General features: G+C 67.1%; 20 protein-coding genes. 15 read left to right on the top strand and 5 right to left on the bottom strand.

What is annotated here, in order from left to right:
• Positions 1–66 precede the first annotated feature (66 nt).
• The 9 genes from mltG (at position 67) to AB4850_RS24105 (ending at position 8,678) form a co-directional block, all read left to right on the top strand.
• On the top strand, positions 67–1,083 hold the full coding sequence (gene mltG, locus AB4850_RS24145) for an endolytic transglycosylase MltG (protein ID WP_414445494.1): 1,017 nt from the start codon (positions 67–69) through the stop codon (positions 1,081–1,083).
• Between the two features lies 1 nt (position 1,084).
• A complete protein-coding gene (gene tmk, locus AB4850_RS24140; protein ID WP_414445493.1) occupies positions 1,085–1,705 on the top strand; it encodes a dTMP kinase in 621 nt (206 codons plus the stop codon).
• A 16-nt stretch (positions 1,706–1,721) separates the two neighbouring features.
• Positions 1,722–2,747, top strand: coding sequence for a DNA polymerase III subunit delta' (locus tag AB4850_RS24135; RefSeq protein WP_414445492.1), 1,026 nt, complete (start codon positions 1,722–1,724; stop codon positions 2,745–2,747).
• Between the two features lie 66 nt (positions 2,748–2,813).
• Entirely contained in the window at positions 2,814–3,593 is a 780-nt protein-coding gene (locus AB4850_RS24130; protein ID WP_414445491.1) for a TatD family hydrolase, read from the top strand.
• Between the two features lie 42 nt (positions 3,594–3,635).
• Positions 3,636–4,373 (top strand): ankyrin repeat domain-containing protein, encoded by a 738-nt coding sequence (locus AB4850_RS24125; RefSeq protein ID WP_414445490.1) that lies wholly within the window; start codon positions 3,636–3,638, stop codon positions 4,371–4,373.
• A 78-nt stretch (positions 4,374–4,451) separates the two neighbouring features.
• Positions 4,452–4,808: a Rap1a/Tai family immunity protein gene (locus AB4850_RS24120; protein WP_414445489.1), complete on the top strand. Its 357-nt coding sequence runs from the start codon at positions 4,452–4,454 to the stop codon at positions 4,806–4,808.
• Between the two features lie 184 nt (positions 4,809–4,992).
• Positions 4,993–6,171 carry a mechanosensitive ion channel family protein gene (locus AB4850_RS24115; RefSeq protein ID WP_414445488.1) on the top strand — a complete coding sequence of 393 codons (1,179 nt, stop codon included), beginning with the start codon at positions 4,993–4,995 and terminating at the stop codon, positions 6,169–6,171.
• A 16-nt stretch (positions 6,172–6,187) separates the two neighbouring features.
• Positions 6,188–7,387 carry an AAA family ATPase gene (locus AB4850_RS24110; protein WP_414445487.1) on the top strand — a complete coding sequence of 400 codons (1,200 nt, stop codon included), beginning with the start codon at positions 6,188–6,190 and terminating at the stop codon, positions 7,385–7,387.
• 226 nt (positions 7,388–7,613) lie between these two features.
• On the top strand, positions 7,614–8,678 hold the full coding sequence (locus tag AB4850_RS24105; protein ID WP_414445486.1) for a glycosyltransferase family 4 protein: 1,065 nt from the start codon (positions 7,614–7,616) through the stop codon (positions 8,676–8,678).
• Positions 8,679–8,818: 140 nt separating this feature from the next.
• On the opposite strand, the gene AB4850_RS24100 is transcribed toward AB4850_RS24105, so the two are convergent.
• A complete protein-coding gene (locus tag AB4850_RS24100; protein ID WP_414445485.1) occupies positions 8,819–9,406 on the bottom strand; it encodes a YSC84-related protein in 588 nt (195 codons plus the stop codon).
• Between the two features lie 278 nt (positions 9,407–9,684).
• Positions 9,685–9,972, bottom strand: a complete 288-nt coding sequence (locus AB4850_RS24095; protein ID WP_414445484.1) for a PsiF family protein — start codon at positions 9,970–9,972, stop codon at positions 9,685–9,687.
• A 232-nt stretch (positions 9,973–10,204) separates the two neighbouring features.
• Here AB4850_RS24095 and AB4850_RS24090 point away from each other — a divergent pair, with 232 nt between their 5' ends.
• Positions 10,205–11,239: an asparaginase gene (locus AB4850_RS24090; protein WP_414445483.1), complete on the top strand. Its 1,035-nt coding sequence runs from the start codon at positions 10,205–10,207 to the stop codon at positions 11,237–11,239.
• 325 nt (positions 11,240–11,564) lie between these two features.
• On the opposite strand, the gene AB4850_RS24085 is transcribed toward AB4850_RS24090, so the two are convergent.
• The 3 genes from AB4850_RS24085 to gcl all read right to left on the bottom strand — a co-directional run bounded on the left by AB4850_RS24085 (position 11,565) and on the right by gcl (position 15,168).
• Positions 11,565–12,452, bottom strand: coding sequence for a 2-hydroxy-3-oxopropionate reductase (locus AB4850_RS24085; RefSeq protein WP_414445482.1), 888 nt, complete (start codon positions 12,450–12,452; stop codon positions 11,565–11,567).
• Positions 12,453–12,500: 48 nt separating this feature from the next.
• Positions 12,501–13,298, bottom strand: a complete 798-nt coding sequence (gene hyi / locus AB4850_RS24080; RefSeq protein WP_414445481.1) for a hydroxypyruvate isomerase — start codon at positions 13,296–13,298, stop codon at positions 12,501–12,503.
• Between the two features lie 94 nt (positions 13,299–13,392).
• Complete coding sequence (gcl, locus tag AB4850_RS24075) at positions 13,393–15,168, bottom strand: glyoxylate carboligase (RefSeq protein WP_414445480.1); 1,776 nt, start codon at positions 15,166–15,168, stop codon at positions 13,393–13,395.
• Positions 15,169–15,343: 175 nt separating this feature from the next.
• Between gcl and AB4850_RS24070 the strand changes: the two genes are divergently transcribed.
• From AB4850_RS24070 to rplI, 5 genes are all read left to right on the top strand, one after another.
• Complete coding sequence (locus tag AB4850_RS24070; protein WP_414445479.1) at positions 15,344–16,255, top strand: LysR substrate-binding domain-containing protein; 912 nt, start codon at positions 15,344–15,346, stop codon at positions 16,253–16,255.
• Between the two features lie 223 nt (positions 16,256–16,478).
• Positions 16,479–16,853: a 30S ribosomal protein S6 gene (gene rpsF / locus AB4850_RS24065; RefSeq protein ID WP_414445478.1), complete on the top strand. Its 375-nt coding sequence runs from the start codon at positions 16,479–16,481 to the stop codon at positions 16,851–16,853.
• A 37-nt stretch (positions 16,854–16,890) separates the two neighbouring features.
• Positions 16,891–17,190: a primosomal replication protein N gene (gene priB / locus AB4850_RS24060; RefSeq protein ID WP_414445477.1), complete on the top strand. Its 300-nt coding sequence runs from the start codon at positions 16,891–16,893 to the stop codon at positions 17,188–17,190.
• A 3-nt stretch (positions 17,191–17,193) separates the two neighbouring features.
• A complete protein-coding gene (rpsR, locus tag AB4850_RS24055) occupies positions 17,194–17,469 on the top strand; it encodes a 30S ribosomal protein S18 (protein WP_174941147.1) in 276 nt (91 codons plus the stop codon).
• A gap of 28 nt (positions 17,470–17,497) precedes the next feature.
• Complete coding sequence (rplI, locus tag AB4850_RS24050; RefSeq protein ID WP_414445476.1) at positions 17,498–17,950, top strand: 50S ribosomal protein L9; 453 nt, start codon at positions 17,498–17,500, stop codon at positions 17,948–17,950.
• Positions 17,951–18,023: the final 73 nt, after the last annotated feature.

The following is an 18,023-nucleotide window of genomic DNA, read 5'->3' as shown; positions in this document are numbered from 1 at the left end:
CAGTCAATCCTGACTTTGGCGGAGACAAGCAAGTATTATATTGACCTTCACCGAACCCCGTTGCCGATGTCCTTACTCTCAAAATGCGCCGCGCTCGCGGCGGCGGCCGTCGTCGCGGCCGCTGCACTGGCGGGCGGCGGTTATTATCTGGCGATCCAGCCCCTCGTTTTGCCGGCACCGACCATCGATGTCACGATCAAGCCCCGCAGCAGCGTCAAGAGCGTCGCACAGCAGCTCGTGCATGGCGGCGTGCCGCTGCAGCCGCAGTTGTTCACGCTGATGACGCGCGTGCTCGGCCTGTCGAGCCGCCTCAAATCGGGCAATTACGAATTCAATACCGGCTTGACGTCGTACGACGTCCTGCAGAAGCTCGCGCGCGGCGACGTCAACGAATACGTGGCGACCGTGATCGAGGGCTGGACCTTCAAGCGCATGCGTGCCGAACTCGACACCAATCCGGCCCTCGTGCACACCACGCTCGGCCTGAGCGACACGGAAGTGCTGCGCACGATCGGCGCGACGCCGGCCGAGATCAACCGCGGCAGCGGCGAGGGCCTGTTCTTTCCCGATACCTACCTGTTCGACAAGGGCACCAGTGATATCAACGTCTACCGGCGCGCCTACCACCTGATGCAGACGCGCATCGACGAGGCGTGGCGCATGCGGGCACCGGGCCTGCCGTATCGCTCGCCCTATGAAATGCTGACGGTGGCGTCGATCGTCGAAAAGGAAACCGGCCACGCGGCCGACCGCTCGCTGGTGGCGGCGGTGTTCGCGAACCGGCTGAAGATCGGCATGCCGCTGCAGACCGACCCGAGCGTGATCTACGGCCTGGGCGACGCTTACGACGGCCACCTGCGCCGACGGGATCTGCAAATGGACACTCCTTACAATACTTACACGCGCCGCGGCCTGCCGCCGACGCCGATCGCGCTTCCGGGCGTGGCGGCGCTGCAGGCCGCCGTGAACCCGGCCGCCACCGCGGCGCTCTATTTCGTCGCGAAGGGCGACGGCACGAGCGTCTTCTCGGATACGCTCGGCGATCACAACAAGGCCGTGGACAAATACATTCGAGGTCAATGAGATGGCGCGTGGAAAATTCATCACGTTCGAGGGGATCGACGGCGCGGGCAAGACCACGCACCTCGCCTGGTTCTGCGAGCAATTGCGCGCGCGGGGCGCGAGCGCCGGCCGGCAGGTCGTGCAAACGCGCGAGCCGGGCGGCACCACGCTCGGCGAGGCGCTGCGCACGGTGTTGCTGGAGCAACCGATGGACCTGGAAACCGAGGCGCTGCTGATGTTCGCGAGCCGTCGCGAGCATCTGGCGCGCGTGATCGAGCCGGCGCTCGGGCGCGGCGACTGGGTGGTGTCCGATCGCTTCTCCGACGCCACGTTCGCCTACCAGGGCGGCGGGCGCGGCCTGCCGCGCGACAAGCTGGAAGCGCTCGAACGCTGGGTGCAGGGCGGTTTCCAGCCCGATCTGACGCTGCTGTTCGACGTGCCGCCCGATATCGCCAGCGAACGGCGCGGCGCGGCGCGCGCGCCCGACAAGTTCGAGGCGGAAAGCGACGCGTTTTTCCTGCGCACGCGCGCCGAATATCTGCGCCGTGCCGAGGAAGCGCCTTACCGTTTCGTGATCGTCGACGCCACGCAGTCGATCGCGCAGATCCAGCGGCAGCTCGACGCCGTGCTGGCCGCGCTTTGAGCAGGGGGCCGATCCGATGATCTATCCGTGGCAAACCGACGACTGGAACCGCCTCCAGGCGCTGCGCACGGCCTGGCCGCATGCGCTGCTGCTGCACGGCCAGGCCGGCATCGGCAAGCTGCGCTTCGCGCAGCATCTGGCGCAGGGCTTCCTGTGCGAGGCGCCGCAGGCCGACGGCGAGCCGTGCGGCCAGTGCGTGGCCTGCAACTGGTTCGCGCAGGGCAACCATCCCGACTACCGGGTGGTGCTGCCCGAGGCGCTGGCCGGAGAGGCGCCGGGCGCGGTGGCCGAGGAGCCGAAGGCCGACGATGAAGGCGGCAAGAAAACCCGCACGCCGAGCAAGGAAATCAAGATCGAGCAGGTGCGCGGGCTGCTCGATTTCGCCGGCGTGGGTTCGCACCGCGGCGGCGCGCGCGTGGTGGTGCTGTATCCCGCCGAGGCGCTCAACGTGGCCGCTGCCAACGCATTGCTCAAGACGCTCGAGGAGCCGCCGGCGGGCATGGTGTTCCTGCTGGTGTCGGCGCGGCTCGACCGGCTGCTGCCGACCATCATCAGCCGCTGCCGCCAATGGCCGATGACCTTGCCGTCGCACGAGGCCGCCGTGGCCTGGCTCGACGCACAGCGCGTGCCCGATGCGGCCGCGTTGCTGGCCGAGGCCGGCGGCGCGCCGCTGACCGCGCTCGCGCTGGCCAGCGACGAGCACCGGCCGCTGCGCGACTGGACGCTGGCACAATTGGCCGCCGGCCCGAAGTGCGACGCGTTCGCCTGCGGCGAATCGCTCCAGAAGCTGCCGGTGCCGGTCGTGCTCGGCTGGCTGCAGCGCTGGAACTACGATCTGCTGGCCCAGCGCGCGGCCGGTCAGCCGCGTTATTTCCCGGCCCAGCGCGCCGCGCTCGAACGCTGCGCGGCGGCCGTCGACGCGAACGCGTTCGCGCGTTTCACCAAGACCGTCACGCGGCAGCGCGCGGTCGAGAATCACCCGCTCAATGCGCGGCTCGTGTTCGAGGAGCTGTTCCTCGGCTATCGCGAGATGTTCGCGTGAGCCCCAGGCCGCCCAGCCCGGGCCACGCCGCGCCGGCTTTTTTCACCGTCTGACAGGAAGCGCAGGATGTTCGTCGATTCCCATTGCCACATCAATTTCGAAGGCCTCGCCGACCGGCTGCCCGAGGTGCTCGCCAACATGCGCGAGCAGCAGGTCACGCATGCGCTGTGCGTGTCGGTCGATCTGGAAACGCTGCCGCAGGTGCTCGCGATCGCCGAGCAGCACGCGCACATCTACGCGTCGGTCGGCGTGCATCCCGATCACGAGGACGTGCGCGAGCCGTCGCTGGCCGAACTGATCGAGCTGGCCGCGCACCCGAAGGTGGTGGCGATCGGTGAAACCGGCCTCGACTACTACCGGCTCGGCGAGCGCAGCATCGCCGACATGGAATGGCAGCGCGAGCGCTTTCGCACTCACATTCGCGCCGCGCACGCCACGCGCAAGCCGCTGATCATCCACACGCGGGCCTCGTCGGAAGACACGCTGCGGATCATGGCCGAGGAAAACGCCTCGGTGCCGGGCGGCGTGATGCACTGCTTCACCGAGCCGTGGCCGGTGGCCGAGGCGGCGCTCGCGCAGAACTTCCATATCTCGCTGTCGGGCATCGTCACGTTCAAGAAGGCCGAGGACGTGCAGGACGTGGCGCGGCGCGTGCCGATCGAGCGCCTGCTGATCGAAACCGACTCGCCGTACCTCGCGCCGGTGCCGTATCGCGGCAAGCCGAATGAACCTGCGTACGTCAGTTATGTCGGACGCTTTATCGCGGCGCAACGTGGCATGTCCGACGACGCGCTCGCCGCCGCGACCTCGCAGAACTTTTTCCGGCTGTTCGGCATCGCCGCCTGAGGCGCTGCCGCACCGGATCAACCCAGGGTAGGAGCCAACAATATGAAACCGATGAACGGTCCGTCCATGTCTCGCCCGGGCGTCGCGCTGCGCGCGCTCGTCCTGTCCGCCGGCCTGGCAGCCGGCTTCGCCGCGCCGCTCGCGCACGCCGAATCGCGCGATGCGATCGTCAAGGCCGTCAAGTTCGACGATATCAGCGACATCGCCAAGCAACTGAAGCAGGGCCTCGACCCGAACCTGACCGACGACAAGGGCAATCCGCTGCTGGTGATCGCCGCGCGCGAAAAGTCCGACAAGGTGGCCGACGCGCTGGCGTCCGCGCCGAACGTCGATCTCGAGAAAACCGATCCGGCCGGCGAGAACGCGCTGATGATGGCGTCGCTCAACGGCGATTTGCCGCTCGTCAAGCTGCTGATCGACAAGGGCGCCGAAGTCAGCAAGAAGGGCTGGTCGCCGCTGCATTACGCGGCTACCAACGGCCAGGACGAGGTGGTGCGCTACCTGATCGACAAGTCGGCCTATATCGACGCCGGCTCGCCGAACGGCACGACGCCGCTGATGATGGCCGCGCGCGGCAACCACGACACGACCGTCACGCTGCTGCTCGACCAGGGCGCCGATCCGGCCATCAAGAACCAGCTCGGCGTCACCGCGCTGGAATTCGCCCAGCACTACAAGGCGCCCGACGCGGTCCAGATCCTCTCGAAGCGCACCACGCGCCTCGGCGACGCCCAGCCCGCGAACGGGAATGGGGCTGGTGGCCAAAACAGTGCAAAATAGCGGTTTTGGGCGCGGCGCTTGCCGCGCCGCTTTCGTCGTACCGGCCTGACGCCGCCGACCTGACATAAGGAATATCCAATGTTGCGGGCGCTGTTTTTTGCCGCCGTGTTCGTCGCGCCGCTTTCCGCGCACGCCTTCACGGCTGGTGATCTCGACAAGCTCTGTGCGAAGACCGACGTGAAGTCGCGCGCATCGTGCGGTGCGTATATCGAGGGCGCCGCGGATGGCGTCTACAACACGATCGACGCCATCGGCGGCACCACCGGGCCACGCGTCGGCCAGTATTTCTGCCTTCCGCCCGACATCAAGGCGCAGCAGATGACCGACGCGATCCGCAAGTACGTCGCCGAGAATCCCAAGATCGTCGACTACAACGCGAGCACGGCCGTGTCGCTCGGCCTCGGCAAGGCGTTTCCGTGCCGCAACGGCAACTGATCTGAATCACGGGCGCACCCGCATCGGCGGCCGGTTTGCGCCGGCGCAGCGGGCCGCCCGCGCCTGACACAGCGTTGCCGGCTTCGGCCGGCCTTCCTGGCGCACCGTGGCGATTTTCGCGCGGCCGCGCCCCGAACCACCTGTAGCGGGCACCCCGCCCGCCCCAACGACGACACCCCGCGCGATGACGATCCCTATCGATCAACTCGCGGCCATCGCCGATGCGCCGCTCCACACCTGGCTTGGCACGCTGTTCGTTGCCGTGCTCCTGCTGGCCCTCGCGGCCGGTGTCCACCGGCTCGGCGCGCGAATCCTGATTCCGCTCGCGCGCCCGTATCCGTTCATGAACGTCATCGTGCGCTATATCGACCGGCCCGCGCTCGCCGTGCTGTCGTTCCTCGTGCTCGAATTCCTGTCCCTGCAAGTCGCCGACGAGCTGTCGCATGCGGGCGGCCTGCGCACGCTGTCGGCCGTCGGGCTGATCATCGCGCTGACCTGGCTGCTGATGCGGCTCGCGGCGGCGGTGGGCGAGGCGATCGTGCAGGCCAATCCGGTCGACCGGGCCGACAATCTTGCCGCGCGCCGTATCCACACCCAGGCGCGGGTGCTGGCGCGCTCGGCGATGGTGGTGGTGGTGATCGTCGGTGCGGGCGCCGCGCTGATGACGTTTCCGAACGTGCGGCAGATCGGCGCCAGCCTGCTGGCGTCGGCCGGCGTGGCCGGGCTGGTGGCCGGTATCGCCGCGCGGCCGGTGCTCGGCAACCTGATCGCGGGCTTGCAGATCGGCCTCTCGCAACCGATCCGGCTCGACGACGTGGTGGTGATCCAGGGCGAATGGGGCCGGATCGAGGAAATCACCGGCACCTATGTCTCGGTGCGGCTCTGGGATCAGCGCCGGCTGGTGGTGCCGCTGCAATGGTTCATCGAGAATCCGTTCCAGAACTGGACCCGCAACAGCGCCGAGATCATCGGCACGGTGTTCCTGTTCGTCGATTACCGCACGCCGCTCGAACCGCTGCGTGCGGAGCTGTCGCGGATCGTGACCTCGGCGCCCGAGTGGGATGGCCGCGTGCAGGTGTTGCAGGTGACCGACGCGACCGAGCGCTCGATCCAGTTGCGCGCGCTGGTCAGCTCGGTCGATTCGTCGCTGTCGTGGGACTTGCGCTGCCGCGTGCGCGAAGGCTTGATCGCGTTCCTGCAGACGCATTACCCGGACAGTCTGCCGCGCGGGCGCATGGAGCTGGCCACGCCGGGCGAGGCGAGCACGCCGGACCTGCCGTCGTGGCTGTCGCACGAACCGGCCTCCAGCACCTCGGCCAATACGCCGGCCGATCCGGCCGCGGCCGAAGCGCCGCTGCGCTGAACCGGGCCGATCCGTCATGAGCCATGCTGCCTCCCGCCCATCGCTGCCGCCGCTGACCGCCCTGGCCGTCGAGAACTACCGCTCGCTGCGCGATTTCATCGTGCCGCTGGCCGGGCTCAACGTGGTGACGGGGCCGAACGGCAGCGGCAAATCGAGCGTCTACCGCGCGCTGCGGCTGCTGGCCGATACGGCGCAGGGCCGCGCGATTCCGTCGCTGGCGCGCGAGGGCGGGCTGGCCTCCACGTTGTGGGCCGGCCCCGAGCGCTTCTCGCGCGCGATGCAGGCGGGCGAGGCGCCGGTGCAGGGCGTGACCCGCTCCGGCCCGGTGTCGCTGAAGCTCGGCTTCACCTGCGAGGATTTCGGTTACGCGATCGACGTCGGCCTGCCGATCGTCTCCGAGACCCAGTTCGGCCTCGATCCGGTGATCAAGCGCGAATGCGTCTGGGCCGGCGCGCTGCTGCGGCCGTCGACACTGCTGGTCGATCGGCAGGGTGCGCACCTGCGCACCCGCACGGCCGGCGGCGAATGGCGCAGCGTGCCGCAGCCGGTCGCGTCGTTCGACAGCATGCTGACCGAGTTCGTCGATCCGGCCGGCGCACCCGAGATGATCGCGGTGCGCGAGCGGATCCGCTCGTGGCGCTTCTACGACCATTTCCGCACCGATGCCGGCGCGCCGGCCCGCCAGACCCAGATCGGCACGCACACGCCGGTGCTGGCCGACGACGGCGCCGATCTGGCCGCGGCCCTGCAGACGATCATCGAGATCGGCGACCACGAGGCGTTGGCGGCCAGCATCGACGATGCGTTCCCCGGTGCACGGGTGGCCGTCGACAACGTCGGCGGGCGCGGGCGCTTCGAGGTGACGATGCGCCAGCCCGGCCTGCTGCGCCCGCTCGGCGCGGCCGAGCTGTCGGACGGCACGCTGCGCTACCTGCTGCTCGCGGCCGCGCTGCTGACGCCGCGCCCGCCGGCGCTCCTGGTGCTGAACGAACCGGAAACCAGCCTGCATCCGGACCTGCTGCCGGCGCTCGGCCGGTTGATCGCGCTGGCCTCCGCGCGCTCGCAGGTGATCGTCGTGTCGCATGCGTCGCGGCTGATCGCGACGCTGGAGCGCGAGGCCGGCAGCCTGTCGCTGGTGCTCGACAAGCGGCTCGGCGAAACCCGTCTCGATGAAGACGGCCCAGAGCGCCCGGCCTGGAAATGGCCGTCGCGCTGAGTGCGGCGTCGGCTTGCCGGGCGGCTTGAAATCGGGTCGAACACCGGCTGCCGCGATGCGGTAAATCAGACCGCCATCGAATGTATCCGTGCTGTAACAACGTCCAGAAAATGCAATCCGGGTGCCCAGGCGGCCGCCGATCGGCCAATAATGGCGCAGTACCGGCGCGCGGCAGGCGGTGGCTTTGTCGCGCCGCAGCCGGCGGGCGTTCCTGGAGAACATAACGATGAAGATTGCTCAGATCGCGCCTTTGACCGAATCGGTGCCGCCGAAGCTCTACGGCGGCACGGAACGCGTCGTGTCCTACATCACCGAGGCGCTGGTTGAACTCGGACACGACGTCACGCTGTTCGCGAGCGGGGATTCGCAAACCAGCGCGAAGCTCGATGCCGTGTGGCCGCGCGCCATGCGGCTCGACGTGTCGATCCGCGACCGCGTCGCCCCGCACATGCTGCTGATGGAGCGCGTGGCGCGCCGCGCCGCCGAGTTCGACGTGCTGCATTTCCATATGGATTACTACTCGTTCTCGGTGTTCAAGCGGCAGCCCACGCCGTTCCTGACCACCTTGCACGGCCGTCTCGACCTGCTCGAACAGCAGCCGATCTTCGACCTGTTCGATACCGCGCCGGTGGTATCGATCTCGAACTCGCAGCGCCAGCCGCTGCCGCGCGCGAACTGGCTCGGCACGGTGCTGCACGGGCTGCCCGACACGCTCTACACGCCGCAGCCGGTCGAGCCGCGCTATCTGGCGTTCCTCGGCCGCATTTCGCCCGAGAAGCGCGTCGATCGCGCGATTCGCATCGCCGAGCGCTGCGGCCTGCCGATCCGCATCGCGGCCAAGGTGGACGCAGCTGACGAAGAATATTTCGAACGCAAGATCAAGCCGCTGTTCGCGCTGCCGCACGTCGAATACATCGGCGAGATCGCCGACAACCAGAAGGCCGAATTCCTGTCCGGCGCGCATGCGCTGCTGTTCCCGATCGACTGGCCGGAGCCATTCGGCCTGGTGATGATCGAGGCGATGGCGTGCGGCACGCCGGTCATCGCGTTCAATCGCGGCGCGGTGCCGGAGGTGATCGACGAAGGGTTGACCGGCTATATCGTCGAGGACGAAATCGGTGCGGTGGCGGCCGTGAACCGGCTGTCGCGGCTGTCGCGCACGCGTGTGCGGCAGCGCTTCGAGGAGCGTTTCACGTCGCGCCGGATGGCGCAGCAGTACGTGGATGTCTATCAGGCGCTGATCCGCGCGCAGAAGCGCTCGCGCTTCAAGGTGATCGATTCGGCATCGTGACGATGCGGCTGGCCGAAGGCACTGGCACCCGCAAACAAGAACGCCCCGAGTTTCTCGGGGCGTTTTTTCATGCTCGCTGGATTGCGTATCGGCACCCGCGCGGCCCTTGCCGGCCGCACGAGCGCGTTATGCTCACCGGCTTACGGGTTGATGCGCGATACCTTGGTGCCGTTGATCGACACGTCGCCCATCAGGCCCGCGTTGGTCAGCACGATCACTTCCACCGGCGCGGTGGCCGTGTTGGTGTCGACCGCGCCGTTCGCGCCCATCTTGACAAGCGCGACCGAGGCGTCGGCGCCGGCCGACCAGCCGTCGGTGCCGCGGAATTTGTCGAGCGCATCCTGCGTCATGAACAGGAACACCACGGCCTTCGATTGCGCACCGGCCTGCAGGCCGACCGACAGCGAAGACGTGTTGTAGTAGCCGGCCGTGCTGCCGCCGACGCGCAGCGCGCCGTTGCCGGTTTGCGCGCCGACGATGAAGCCCGCCTGCAACACGCTCGGGAACACCAGGATGCCGCGCGACTTGGCGGCCAGTTCGCGCGAGCCGGGCACGGTGGTGTAGAGGCGCGACAGCGTCGCGTTCACGCTGGCGTCGATCGCGTTGCGCTTCGAGGCGCTGGTCGAGGCGTTATCGGGCTTGTCCGGGGTGGTGGTGCAGCCGGTCAGTGCGAGACTTCCGACGATGAGCGCGGCGGCGGCTTTCAACACGAGATTGCGTTTTTGCATGTTGTTTTCTCCATCAGGTGTGGTTTCGCGGGTCGTCCCGCCGAAACGGGGTCAAGCGCCACGTTTATATCACAGCCATCCGCGGCTTATCGCCGCATCTCGGTAAAAACAGTGTCAAATCGTTTCAGATCGTTAACGTATTGATTCGGCTGGTGAAATTTTGAATTTCTCAATAGTTGAAAGCCAATCGGAAGGCGGACGCCACGCACCATGAAAAATGCCGCGCCCGCGTGAGCAGGGCGCGGCATCGGAGCGTGACGCAGCGGGAACCGCGCGCGTCAGGCCGGCGGCTGGTTCGACAGGCAGCTCTTCATGAATGCCTTGCGGTCGTCACCCTTCTTGCCGGTGGCTTGCGTATTGCAGGCCTTCATCTTGTCCTGTTGCGACATCTTCGGCGGGGTGGCCGACAGGCAATCCTTCATGAACGCCTTGCGGTCGTCGCCCTTCTTGCCGGCGGCTTGCGTGTTGCAGGCCTTCATCTTGTCTTGCTGGCTGTTCGCGGCGAACGCGGGGGAAGCCAGCATGCCGCCGACGAGCAGCGCGGCCATGAGCGATCGGATTTTCATTGGACACTCCGGTTCAATAATTGGCGTAGTCGTGACACCTGGGACGATGCGCGTGGCGCGAATCGCCGGGCCATTATGGCAAACCATTTCGGGAACAACAAAGGGACTAACGCGTGGCGGGGCCGCCGCGTTGACGGTGTTTCCACCAACGGGGCGGGCGTTTCGCGGCCAGGCCTCCCGAACCGGCAGGCCACCTCGCACGTCGGCAATCGCAGCGATTACAATCCCGGCCATGACACTTCCGACCTCCCAACCGACTTCCTCCGCCGCGCCGGCCTCGCTGCCGCGCATCGCGGTTCTCGCCACCGGCGGCACGATCGCGGGCGCCGCGCCCGACGCCACCAACACGGCCGGCTACCAGGCCGGCGCGCTCGGCATCGCCTCGCTGCTCGACGCCGTGCCGGCGCTGGCGCGCGTCGCGCAGATCGAGGGCGAGCAGATCGCCAGCATCGACAGCAAGGATCTCGATCCGGCGCTGTGGATCGTGCTGGCGCAGCGTGTCGACGCGCTGGCTGCCGATCCGCGCATCGACGGCATCGTGATCACCCACGGCACCGACACGCTGGAGGAAACCGCCACGCTGCTGCATCTGGCCGTCAAGACCGCCAAGCCGGTGGTGCTGACCGCGGCGATGCGCCCGGCCACCTCGCTGTCGTCCGACGGCCCGCTGAACCTGCTCAATGCCGTGACCGTCGCGGCCAGCCCGGCCGCGCACGGCCAGGGCGTGCTGGTTGCGTTCAACAACAAGATCCACAGCGCGCGCGACGTGGTGAAGACCAGCACCTACGCTGTCGATGCGTTCCAGTCGCCGGAGCTGGGCGTGCTCGGCTGGGTGCAGGACGGCCGTGTCGAATTCGCGCGCGGCGTGGTGCGTGCGCATACCGCCGCGACGCCGTTCGCGGTGGGCGCCGAGTGGCCGGCCGTCGAGATCGTGACGAGCTATGCGGGCGTGTCGCGCACGGCCGTCGATGCGCTGGTGGCGGCCGGGGTGAAGGGCATCGTCGTGGCGGGCACCGGCAACGGCTCGATCCACGCCACGTTGCAGGCCGCGCTGGTCGATGCGGTGGCGAAGGGCGTGGCCGTGGTGCGCGCCTCGCGCGTCGGCTCGGGCCACGTGATGCGCAACGGCGCGGCCAGCGACGATGCGCTGGGCTTTGTCAGCGCCGGCTCGTTGAATCCGTTCAAGGCGCGCGTGCTGCTGATGCTGGCGCTCGCATCCGGCGTGAGCGGTGCGCAGGCCTTGCAGGCGGCGTTCGATACGTATTGAATACGGAGCGCCGGGCCTGACGAGCTAAGCGACACAACCGATGCGTCGCCATGAAAAAAGCGGACTCGCGAGTCCGCTTTTTCGTTGTTGCACCGTGCGCGCAAGCGAACGATACGGTGCCGCGAATCGATCCGACGAGCGGACGCCCGGTGACGACGTCTGACCGACCAAGGCTTCCCCGGCATCGCCGGGCGCCGCTGCGGACCCCAACACCGCTCTCAGCCCAGAGCGGCCTTCAAACCGCCCGCCGGATCTCGCGATCCATCGGGCGCCCCACGGGTGGGCGGCGATGCCGCCCGTGTGTCCTGCCTGTCGTGCACCCGCGTTATTTGGCTTCGGCGATTTCGAGGTTCGACATGATTTCCAGCGCGCGCACGATGGCCGAGTGATCCCAGGCCTTGCCGCCGTGCGCCGCGCAGACGCTGAACAGTTGCTGCGCGCTCGACGTGTGCGGCAGCGCGAGGCCGAGCCGGCGTGCGCCGTCGAGCGCCAGGTTCAGGTCCTTCTGGTGCAGCTCGATGCGGAAGCCCGGATCGAAGGTGCGCTTGGTCATCCGCTCGCCGTGCAGTTCGAGGATTCGCGATGCCGCGAAGCCGCCCATCAGCGCGCGGCGCACGCGTTCCGGGTCGGCGCCCGAGCGCGCCGCGAACAACAGCGCCTCGGCCACGGCCTCCAGGTTCAGCGCGACGATGATCTGGTTCGCGACCTTGGTGGTCTGGCCGGCACCGTTGTCGCCGACCAGCGAGATGTTCTTGCCCATCGCCTCGAACAGCGGTTTCGCGCGCTCGAACGCTTTCTCCGGGCCGCCCACCATGATCGTCAGCGTGGCGTCGCGCGCGCCGACCTCGCCGCCCGAGACGGGCGCATCGAGGTAATCGCAGCCAAGCGCGTTGATCTGCCTTGCGAATTCCTGCGTGTCGAGCGGCGAGATCGAGCTCATGTCGATCACCAGCTTGCCGGCCGTCAGGCCGCGGGCCACGCCGTCGTCGGCGAACAGCACGTTGCGCACGTCGGGCGTGTCGGGAACCATCGCGATGATGATCTCGGCGCTGTCGGCCACCGCCGTCGAGTTGCCGACCACGCGGGTGCGCTCGCGCAGGTCGTCGGGCACCGGGTAGGCGCCGTTCACCACCAGCGTGTGGCCGGCCTTGAGCAGGTTGCGGGCCATGTGCGAGCCCATGATGCCGAGTCCGATGAATCCGATCGTTGCCATATGTTCAAGTCTCCTGAATGAGTGGGGGCGGGCGGGGGGCGCGGTGGCTCAGGCGTATTCGGCGCTGCGTTGCTTCGCCTCGCGCAGCCAGCCGAGGCCGTCGCGCGTGGTGCCGCGCGGCTTGTACTCGCAGCCGACGTAGCCGTCGTAGCCGAGTTCGTCGAGCAGTGCGAACAGGTACGGGTAATGGATCTCGCCGGTGCCCGGCTCGTGGCGGCCCGGGTTGTCGGCAAGCTGGATGTGCGCGATCGACGGCAGCTTCGCGCGCAGCGTCGCCGCGAGTTCGCCTTCCATGCGCTGCATGTGATAGATGTCGTACTGCAGGAACAGGTTGTCCGAACCGACCGCGCGGATCACGTCGAGCGCCTCGGCCGAACGGTTCAGCGCGAAGCCCGGGATGTCGTAGGCGTTGCACGGCTCGACCAGCAGGCGGATGCCTTCCTGCTCGAGCGCCTTCGCCGCGAAGCGCAGGTTCTCGACGATCGTCACCAGCGTGGTGTCGCGCGCCGCGCTGGCCGATGCGATGCCCACCAGGCAGTTCAGTTGCGGCACCTTGAGCGCCTTCGCGTAGTCGATCGCGCGGCCCACGCCGTCCTGGAATTCGGCGGTGCGGTCGGGCAGGCAGGCGATGCCGCGCTCGCCCTGTTCCCAGTTGCCGGCCGGCAGGTTGTGCAGCACCAGCTTCAGGCCGTGCGTGTCGAGCCGTTCCGCCAGTTCCTGCTTGTCGTACGGGTAGGGGAACAGGAACTCGACGGCGTCGAAGCCCGCTTGCGCGGCCGCCTGGAAGCGGTCGAGGAACGGCAGCTCGTTGAACAGCATCGTCAGGTTCGCGGCGAATTTCGGCATGAGGGTGTCTCCGGTCGGTCAGTCAATCAATCAGGAAAACGAATCGAATCGACGCGTGGGTGAGTCGATTCGATTCGGCGCAGCGAAGCCTCGCTCAATCGAGCAGCGAGATGGCGGTCGGCGCATGTTCGGGGCGCTCGGCCAGCGGCTCGAATTCGTTGATGGCGTCGATCTCGGCGCCCATCGCGATATTGGTCACGCGCTCGAGAATCACTTCGACCACCACCGGCACGCTGAACTCGGCGATCAGGCGCTTGGCCTGCTCGAAGGCCGGTGCGATCTCCTCCGGCTTGGTGACGCGCAGCGCCTTGCAGCCGAGCCCTTCGGCCACCGCGACGTGATCGACGCCGTAGCTGCCGAGTTCGGGCGCATTGATGTTCTCGAACGCGAGCTGCACGCAGTAATCCATGTCGAACTGGCGCTGCGCCTGGCGGATCAGGCCGAGATACGAGTTGTTCACCACCACGTGCACGTAGGGCAGCTTGAACTGCGCGCCCACCGCCAGCTCCTCGATCATGAACTGGAAGTCGTAGTCGCCCGACAGCGCCACGATCGGCCGCGACGGGTCGGCCACGCGCACGCCGAGCGCGGCCGGAATGGTCCAGCCGAGCGGGCCGGCCTGGCCGCAGTTGATCCAGTTGCGGGCCTTGTAGACATGCAGGAATTGTGCGCCGGCAATCTGCGACAGGCCGATCGTGCTGACGTAGCAGGTGTTGCGGCCGAACGCCTGGTTCATCTCTTCGTACACGCGCTGCGGCTTGATCGGCACCTCGTCGAAATGGGTTTTGCGCTGTTGCGTGCGCTTGCGGGCCTGGCATTCGGCCAGCCACGCGCCGCGATCCTTCAGGCGGCCGGCGGCCTTCCATTCGGCGGCTACCTCGACGAACAGTTCGAGCGCCGCCTTCGCGTCCGACACGATGCCGAGATCGGGGCCGAACACGCGGCCGATCTGGGTCGGTTCGATATCGACGTGCACGAATTTGCGGCCCTTCGTATAGACCTCGACGCTGCCCGTATGACGGTTGGCCCAGCGGTTGCCGATGCCGAGCACGAAATCGGAGGCGAGCAGCGTGGCGTTGCCGTAGCGGTGCGAGGTCTGCAGGCCGACCATGCCGGCCATCAGCGGGTGATCGTCGGGAATCGCGCCCCACGACATCAGCGTCGGGATCACCGGCACGCCGAGCGTTTCCGCGAAGCTCACCAGCAGGTCCTCGGCCGCCGCGTTCAGCACGCCGCCGCCCGACACGATCAGTGGGCGTTCCGCGTCGTTGAGCAGGCGCAGCGCGGCCTCGATCTGCGTGCGCGTCGCCTTCGGCTTGTAGACCGGCAGCGGCTCGTAGGTGTCGATGTCGAATTCGATCTCGGCCAGTTGCACGTCGATCGGCAGATCCACCAGCACCGGGCCGGGGCGGCCCGAGCGCATCAGGTGGAAGGCCTGCTGGAACACGCGCGGCACCAGAGCCGGCTCGCGCACGGTCACGGCCCACTTGGTGACCGGCTTGGCGATCGATTCGATGTCGACGGCCTGGAAATCCTCCTTGTAGAGCCGGGCGCGCGGCGCCTGGCCGGTGATCGCGAGGATCGGGATCGAATCGGCCTGGGCCGAATAGAGGCCCGTGATCATGTCGGTGCCGGCCGGGCCGGAGGTGCCGACGCACACGCCGATGTTGCCGGGGGCGGCGCGCGTGTAGCCCTCGGCCATGTGCGAGGCGCCCTCGACGTGGCGGGCCAGCACGTGACCGATCGCGCCGGAGCGGCGCAGCGCCGAATAGAACGGATTGATCGCGGCGCCCGGAACGCCGAAGGCGGTCTGGATGCCTTCTTTCTCGAGCACCAGAACGGCTGCGTCGACGGCTCTCATCTTGGCCATGCATGTCTCCTTGGAATGGCGAATCACGGTGTGGAGACACTGTATGGCTGCGTCAAAGCTTTGATAAGATCGCCGCTTGTCGCTTATTTCAGAACTAAAAGTATCGAATCGGGGGTGCAGGCCGAGTCGTCAGGCTCGGGGGCCTGCCGATCGATCGAATGGACGGAGACGGACGATGGACCGGTTCAAGCAGATCGAGACGTTCATGCGCGTGGCCGACGCCGGCAGCCTCGCCGCGGCGGCGCTGGAGGAGGGGGTGTCGCCGGTGGTGCTGGGGCGGCGCATCGACGCGCTGGAAAAGCGCCTCGGCGTGAAGCTGATGTATCGCTCGACGCGGCGGCTGGTGGTCAGCGAGGAGGGCGCGGCCTTTCTCGAACGCTGCCGCGGCCTGCTCAGCGATTGGGCGCAGGCCGAAAACGAGGTGGCGGCTGGGCGCCGTGCCATCAACGGGCACCTGATCGTGTCGGCGCCGGCCGCGTTCGGCCGCAAGCACGTCGCGCCGTTCGCGCCTGCGTTCGCCGCCGACAAGCCCGAATTGCAGATGTCGTTCAACCTGACCGATCGCGTGGTGGACCTGGTGCGGGAGGGCTACGACCTGTCGATCCGGATCGGCGGCGCGGTCGATCCGAACTTCGTCGCCGTCAAGCTGGCGACCAACCGCCGGGTGGTGTGCGGCACGCCCGACTATTTCCGCCGCCACGGCCGCCCGAAGGCGCTGGAGGATCTGCCGAAGCACAACTGCCTCGCGTTCAACCTGCAAGGGGGCCAGAACCGCGGCTGGTATTTTCGCCGCAACGGCAAGGTGGCGACGATCCGCGTGGCCGGCAATCTCGACTGCAACGACGGCGAGCTGCTGCACCGCTGGGTGTCGGAAGGGCTCGGGCTCGGCTGGCGTTCCACCTGGGAGATCGCGCGCCAGCTCGAAACGGGCGAGCTCGAAACCGTGCTCGACGAATTCGCGCTGCCCGATTACGACATCCTGGCGGTCTACCCGCAGCAACGCTACGTGCCGGCGCGCGTGCGCTATTTCATCGACTATCTGCGCGAGGCGTATGCGCAGCCGGGGTACTGGCGCGGAGCAAGCTGAGGGGGCGCGGCGCACCAATCGGGACAGATCGCGGGCCGTGGTCAGGCCGATTTCGACGGCTCGGCCGGCCAGTTGCCGTTCAAGTCGTTGAAAACACGACCGATTCACGCCGGAAACCCGCTGAAACCGTTGCGTGAGCCTGCCGAACGGGTTATGATCTTCGGCTTCTCACTTGCCACACCGGTTCCGACGCCCGGGTGGCTTTAATCCCCAAGGAGTGTGTATGCGTCATTACGAAATCGTATTTATCGTGCATCCCGATCAGAGCGAGCAAGTGCCCGCGATGATCGAGCGTTACAAGACCACGATCACCACGCGCGGCGGCCAGATCCACCGCGTTGAAGACTGGGGCCGTCGTCAACTGGCCTACATGATCGAGAAACTCGCCAAGGCTCACTACGTCTGCGTGAACATCGAGTGCGACCAGGCAACGCTCGACGAACTCGAACACGCGTTCAAGTTCAACGACGCAGTGCTGCGCCACCTCATCGTCAAGCTGAAGAAGGCCGAAACGGGCCCGTCGCCGATGATGAAGGAAGTTCAGCGCGAAGAAGCCAAGAAGGCAGCTGCAGCGCAGCCGGCCGAAGCGCAGGCTTAAGACCGAACGGTCAAGCCACCAAGGATCGCGTCTCTCCGTGAACAGGCTGCAACTGACGGCAAGCGTCGTCGAGCGACAAGCGGTGCGATATACGCCCGCCGGCGTTCCGATCGCAAGCTGCACCTTGCAGCACCACACGGAAGTCGTCGAAGCCGGTATCCGGCGCCAGGTCGAATTGACGATCGAGGCGATGGCTGCCGGCGAGGCGAGCGGCAAGCTGGAACGCTGCGAGATGGGCGTCGAAACGCTCTTCACCGGCTTCCTGGCGAAAAAAAGCCGCAACGCGCGAACCCTGGTGTTTCACATCACAGCATTGCAGGACATAGGAAAGGACTGAATCATGCCCCGTCCCACTGGCAAGAAATTCGACAAGCGTCGTCAGCAACAAAACCCGCTGTTCAAGCGCAAGAAGTTCTGCCGCTTCACGGCAGCCGGCGTTGAGCAAATCGACTACAAAGACACGGATACGCTGAAGGACTTCATCGGCGAAAACGGCAAGATCACGCCGGCGCGTCTGACGGGTACGAAGGCGCATTACCAGCGCCAGCTCGACACGGCAATCAAGCGTGCGCGTTTCCTCGCGCTGCTGCCGTACACGGATCAGCACAAGGCCTAAGGCCAGCGACGCAATAAGGAGAATTCGAATGCAAATCATTCTGTTGGAAAAAGTCGCGAACCTGGGCAACCTGGGTGACATCGTCAAGGTCAAGGACGGCTACGCACGTAACTTCCTGATCCCGAATCGCAAGGCTCGCCGCGCGACGAAGGACGCGATCGCCGAATTCGAAGTCCGCCGCGCGGAACTCGAAAAGGTCGCCGCCGAAAAGCTGGCAGCCGCTACGGCAGTCGGCGAGAAGCTGGCAGGCCAGTCGTTCGAAATCACGCAGAAGTCGGGCGTCGACGGCCGTCTGTTCGGCTCGGTCACGAACGCGGACATCGCTGAAGTGCTGAAGAAGGCCGGCTACGAAGTCGAAAAGGCACAAGTGCGTCTGCCGGAAGGCCCGGTCAAGATCATCGGCGAGCACGCTGTTCAAGTCGCGCTGCACACGGATGTCGTCGTCGACATCACCGTGAACGTGATCGGCGACCACGCCTAAGCGACATCACGGCAACCGGGCGGTGCTTACCGCCCATGCCGCGAAGGCAGGGCCCGGGAAACCGGCCCTGCCT

The organism is Burkholderia sp. 22PA0106 (assembly GCF_047497155.1).
Taxonomy (GTDB): Bacteria; Pseudomonadota; Gammaproteobacteria; order Burkholderiales; family Burkholderiaceae; genus Burkholderia.
Note: the sequence above shows the minus strand (reverse complement) of the source record. Positions and strands in the feature narration are given on the sequence as shown.

What these genes read in the sequence shown, in the direction of transcription:
- mltG (WP_414445494.1), top strand. Translation starts at nt 67, where the DNA reads ATGTCCTTACTCTCAAAATGCGCCGCGCTCGCGGCGGCGGCCGTCGTC.
- tmk (WP_414445493.1), top strand. Translation starts at nt 1,085, where the DNA reads ATGGCGCGTGGAAAATTCATCACGTTCGAGGGGATCGACGGCGCGGGC.
- AB4850_RS24135 (WP_414445492.1), top strand. Translation starts at nt 1,722, where the DNA reads ATGATCTATCCGTGGCAAACCGACGACTGGAACCGCCTCCAGGCGCTG.
- AB4850_RS24130 (WP_414445491.1), top strand. Translation starts at nt 2,814, where the DNA reads ATGTTCGTCGATTCCCATTGCCACATCAATTTCGAAGGCCTCGCCGAC.
- AB4850_RS24125 (WP_414445490.1), top strand. Translation starts at nt 3,636, where the DNA reads ATGAAACCGATGAACGGTCCGTCCATGTCTCGCCCGGGCGTCGCGCTG.
- AB4850_RS24120 (WP_414445489.1), top strand. Translation starts at nt 4,452, where the DNA reads ATGTTGCGGGCGCTGTTTTTTGCCGCCGTGTTCGTCGCGCCGCTTTCC.
- AB4850_RS24115 (WP_414445488.1), top strand. Translation starts at nt 4,993, where the DNA reads ATGACGATCCCTATCGATCAACTCGCGGCCATCGCCGATGCGCCGCTC.
- AB4850_RS24110 (WP_414445487.1), top strand. Translation starts at nt 6,188, where the DNA reads ATGAGCCATGCTGCCTCCCGCCCATCGCTGCCGCCGCTGACCGCCCTG.
- AB4850_RS24105 (WP_414445486.1), top strand. Translation starts at nt 7,614, where the DNA reads ATGAAGATTGCTCAGATCGCGCCTTTGACCGAATCGGTGCCGCCGAAG.
- AB4850_RS24100 (WP_414445485.1), bottom strand. Translation starts at nt 9,406, where the DNA reads ATGCAAAAACGCAATCTCGTGTTGAAAGCCGCCGCCGCGCTCATCGTC.
- AB4850_RS24095 (WP_414445484.1), bottom strand. Translation starts at nt 9,972, where the DNA reads ATGAAAATCCGATCGCTCATGGCCGCGCTGCTCGTCGGCGGCATGCTG.
- AB4850_RS24090 (WP_414445483.1), top strand. Translation starts at nt 10,205, where the DNA reads ATGACACTTCCGACCTCCCAACCGACTTCCTCCGCCGCGCCGGCCTCG.
- AB4850_RS24085 (WP_414445482.1), bottom strand. Translation starts at nt 12,452, where the DNA reads ATGGCAACGATCGGATTCATCGGACTCGGCATCATGGGCTCGCACATG.
- hyi (WP_414445481.1), bottom strand. Translation starts at nt 13,298, where the DNA reads ATGCCGAAATTCGCCGCGAACCTGACGATGCTGTTCAACGAGCTGCCG.
- gcl (WP_414445480.1), bottom strand. Translation starts at nt 15,168, where the DNA reads ATGGCCAAGATGAGAGCCGTCGACGCAGCCGTTCTGGTGCTCGAGAAA.
- AB4850_RS24070 (WP_414445479.1), top strand. Translation starts at nt 15,344, where the DNA reads ATGGACCGGTTCAAGCAGATCGAGACGTTCATGCGCGTGGCCGACGCC.
- rpsF (WP_414445478.1), top strand. Translation starts at nt 16,479, where the DNA reads ATGCGTCATTACGAAATCGTATTTATCGTGCATCCCGATCAGAGCGAG.
- rpsR (WP_174941147.1), top strand. Translation starts at nt 17,194, where the DNA reads ATGCCCCGTCCCACTGGCAAGAAATTCGACAAGCGTCGTCAGCAACAA.
- rplI (WP_414445476.1), top strand. Translation starts at nt 17,498, where the DNA reads ATGCAAATCATTCTGTTGGAAAAAGTCGCGAACCTGGGCAACCTGGGT.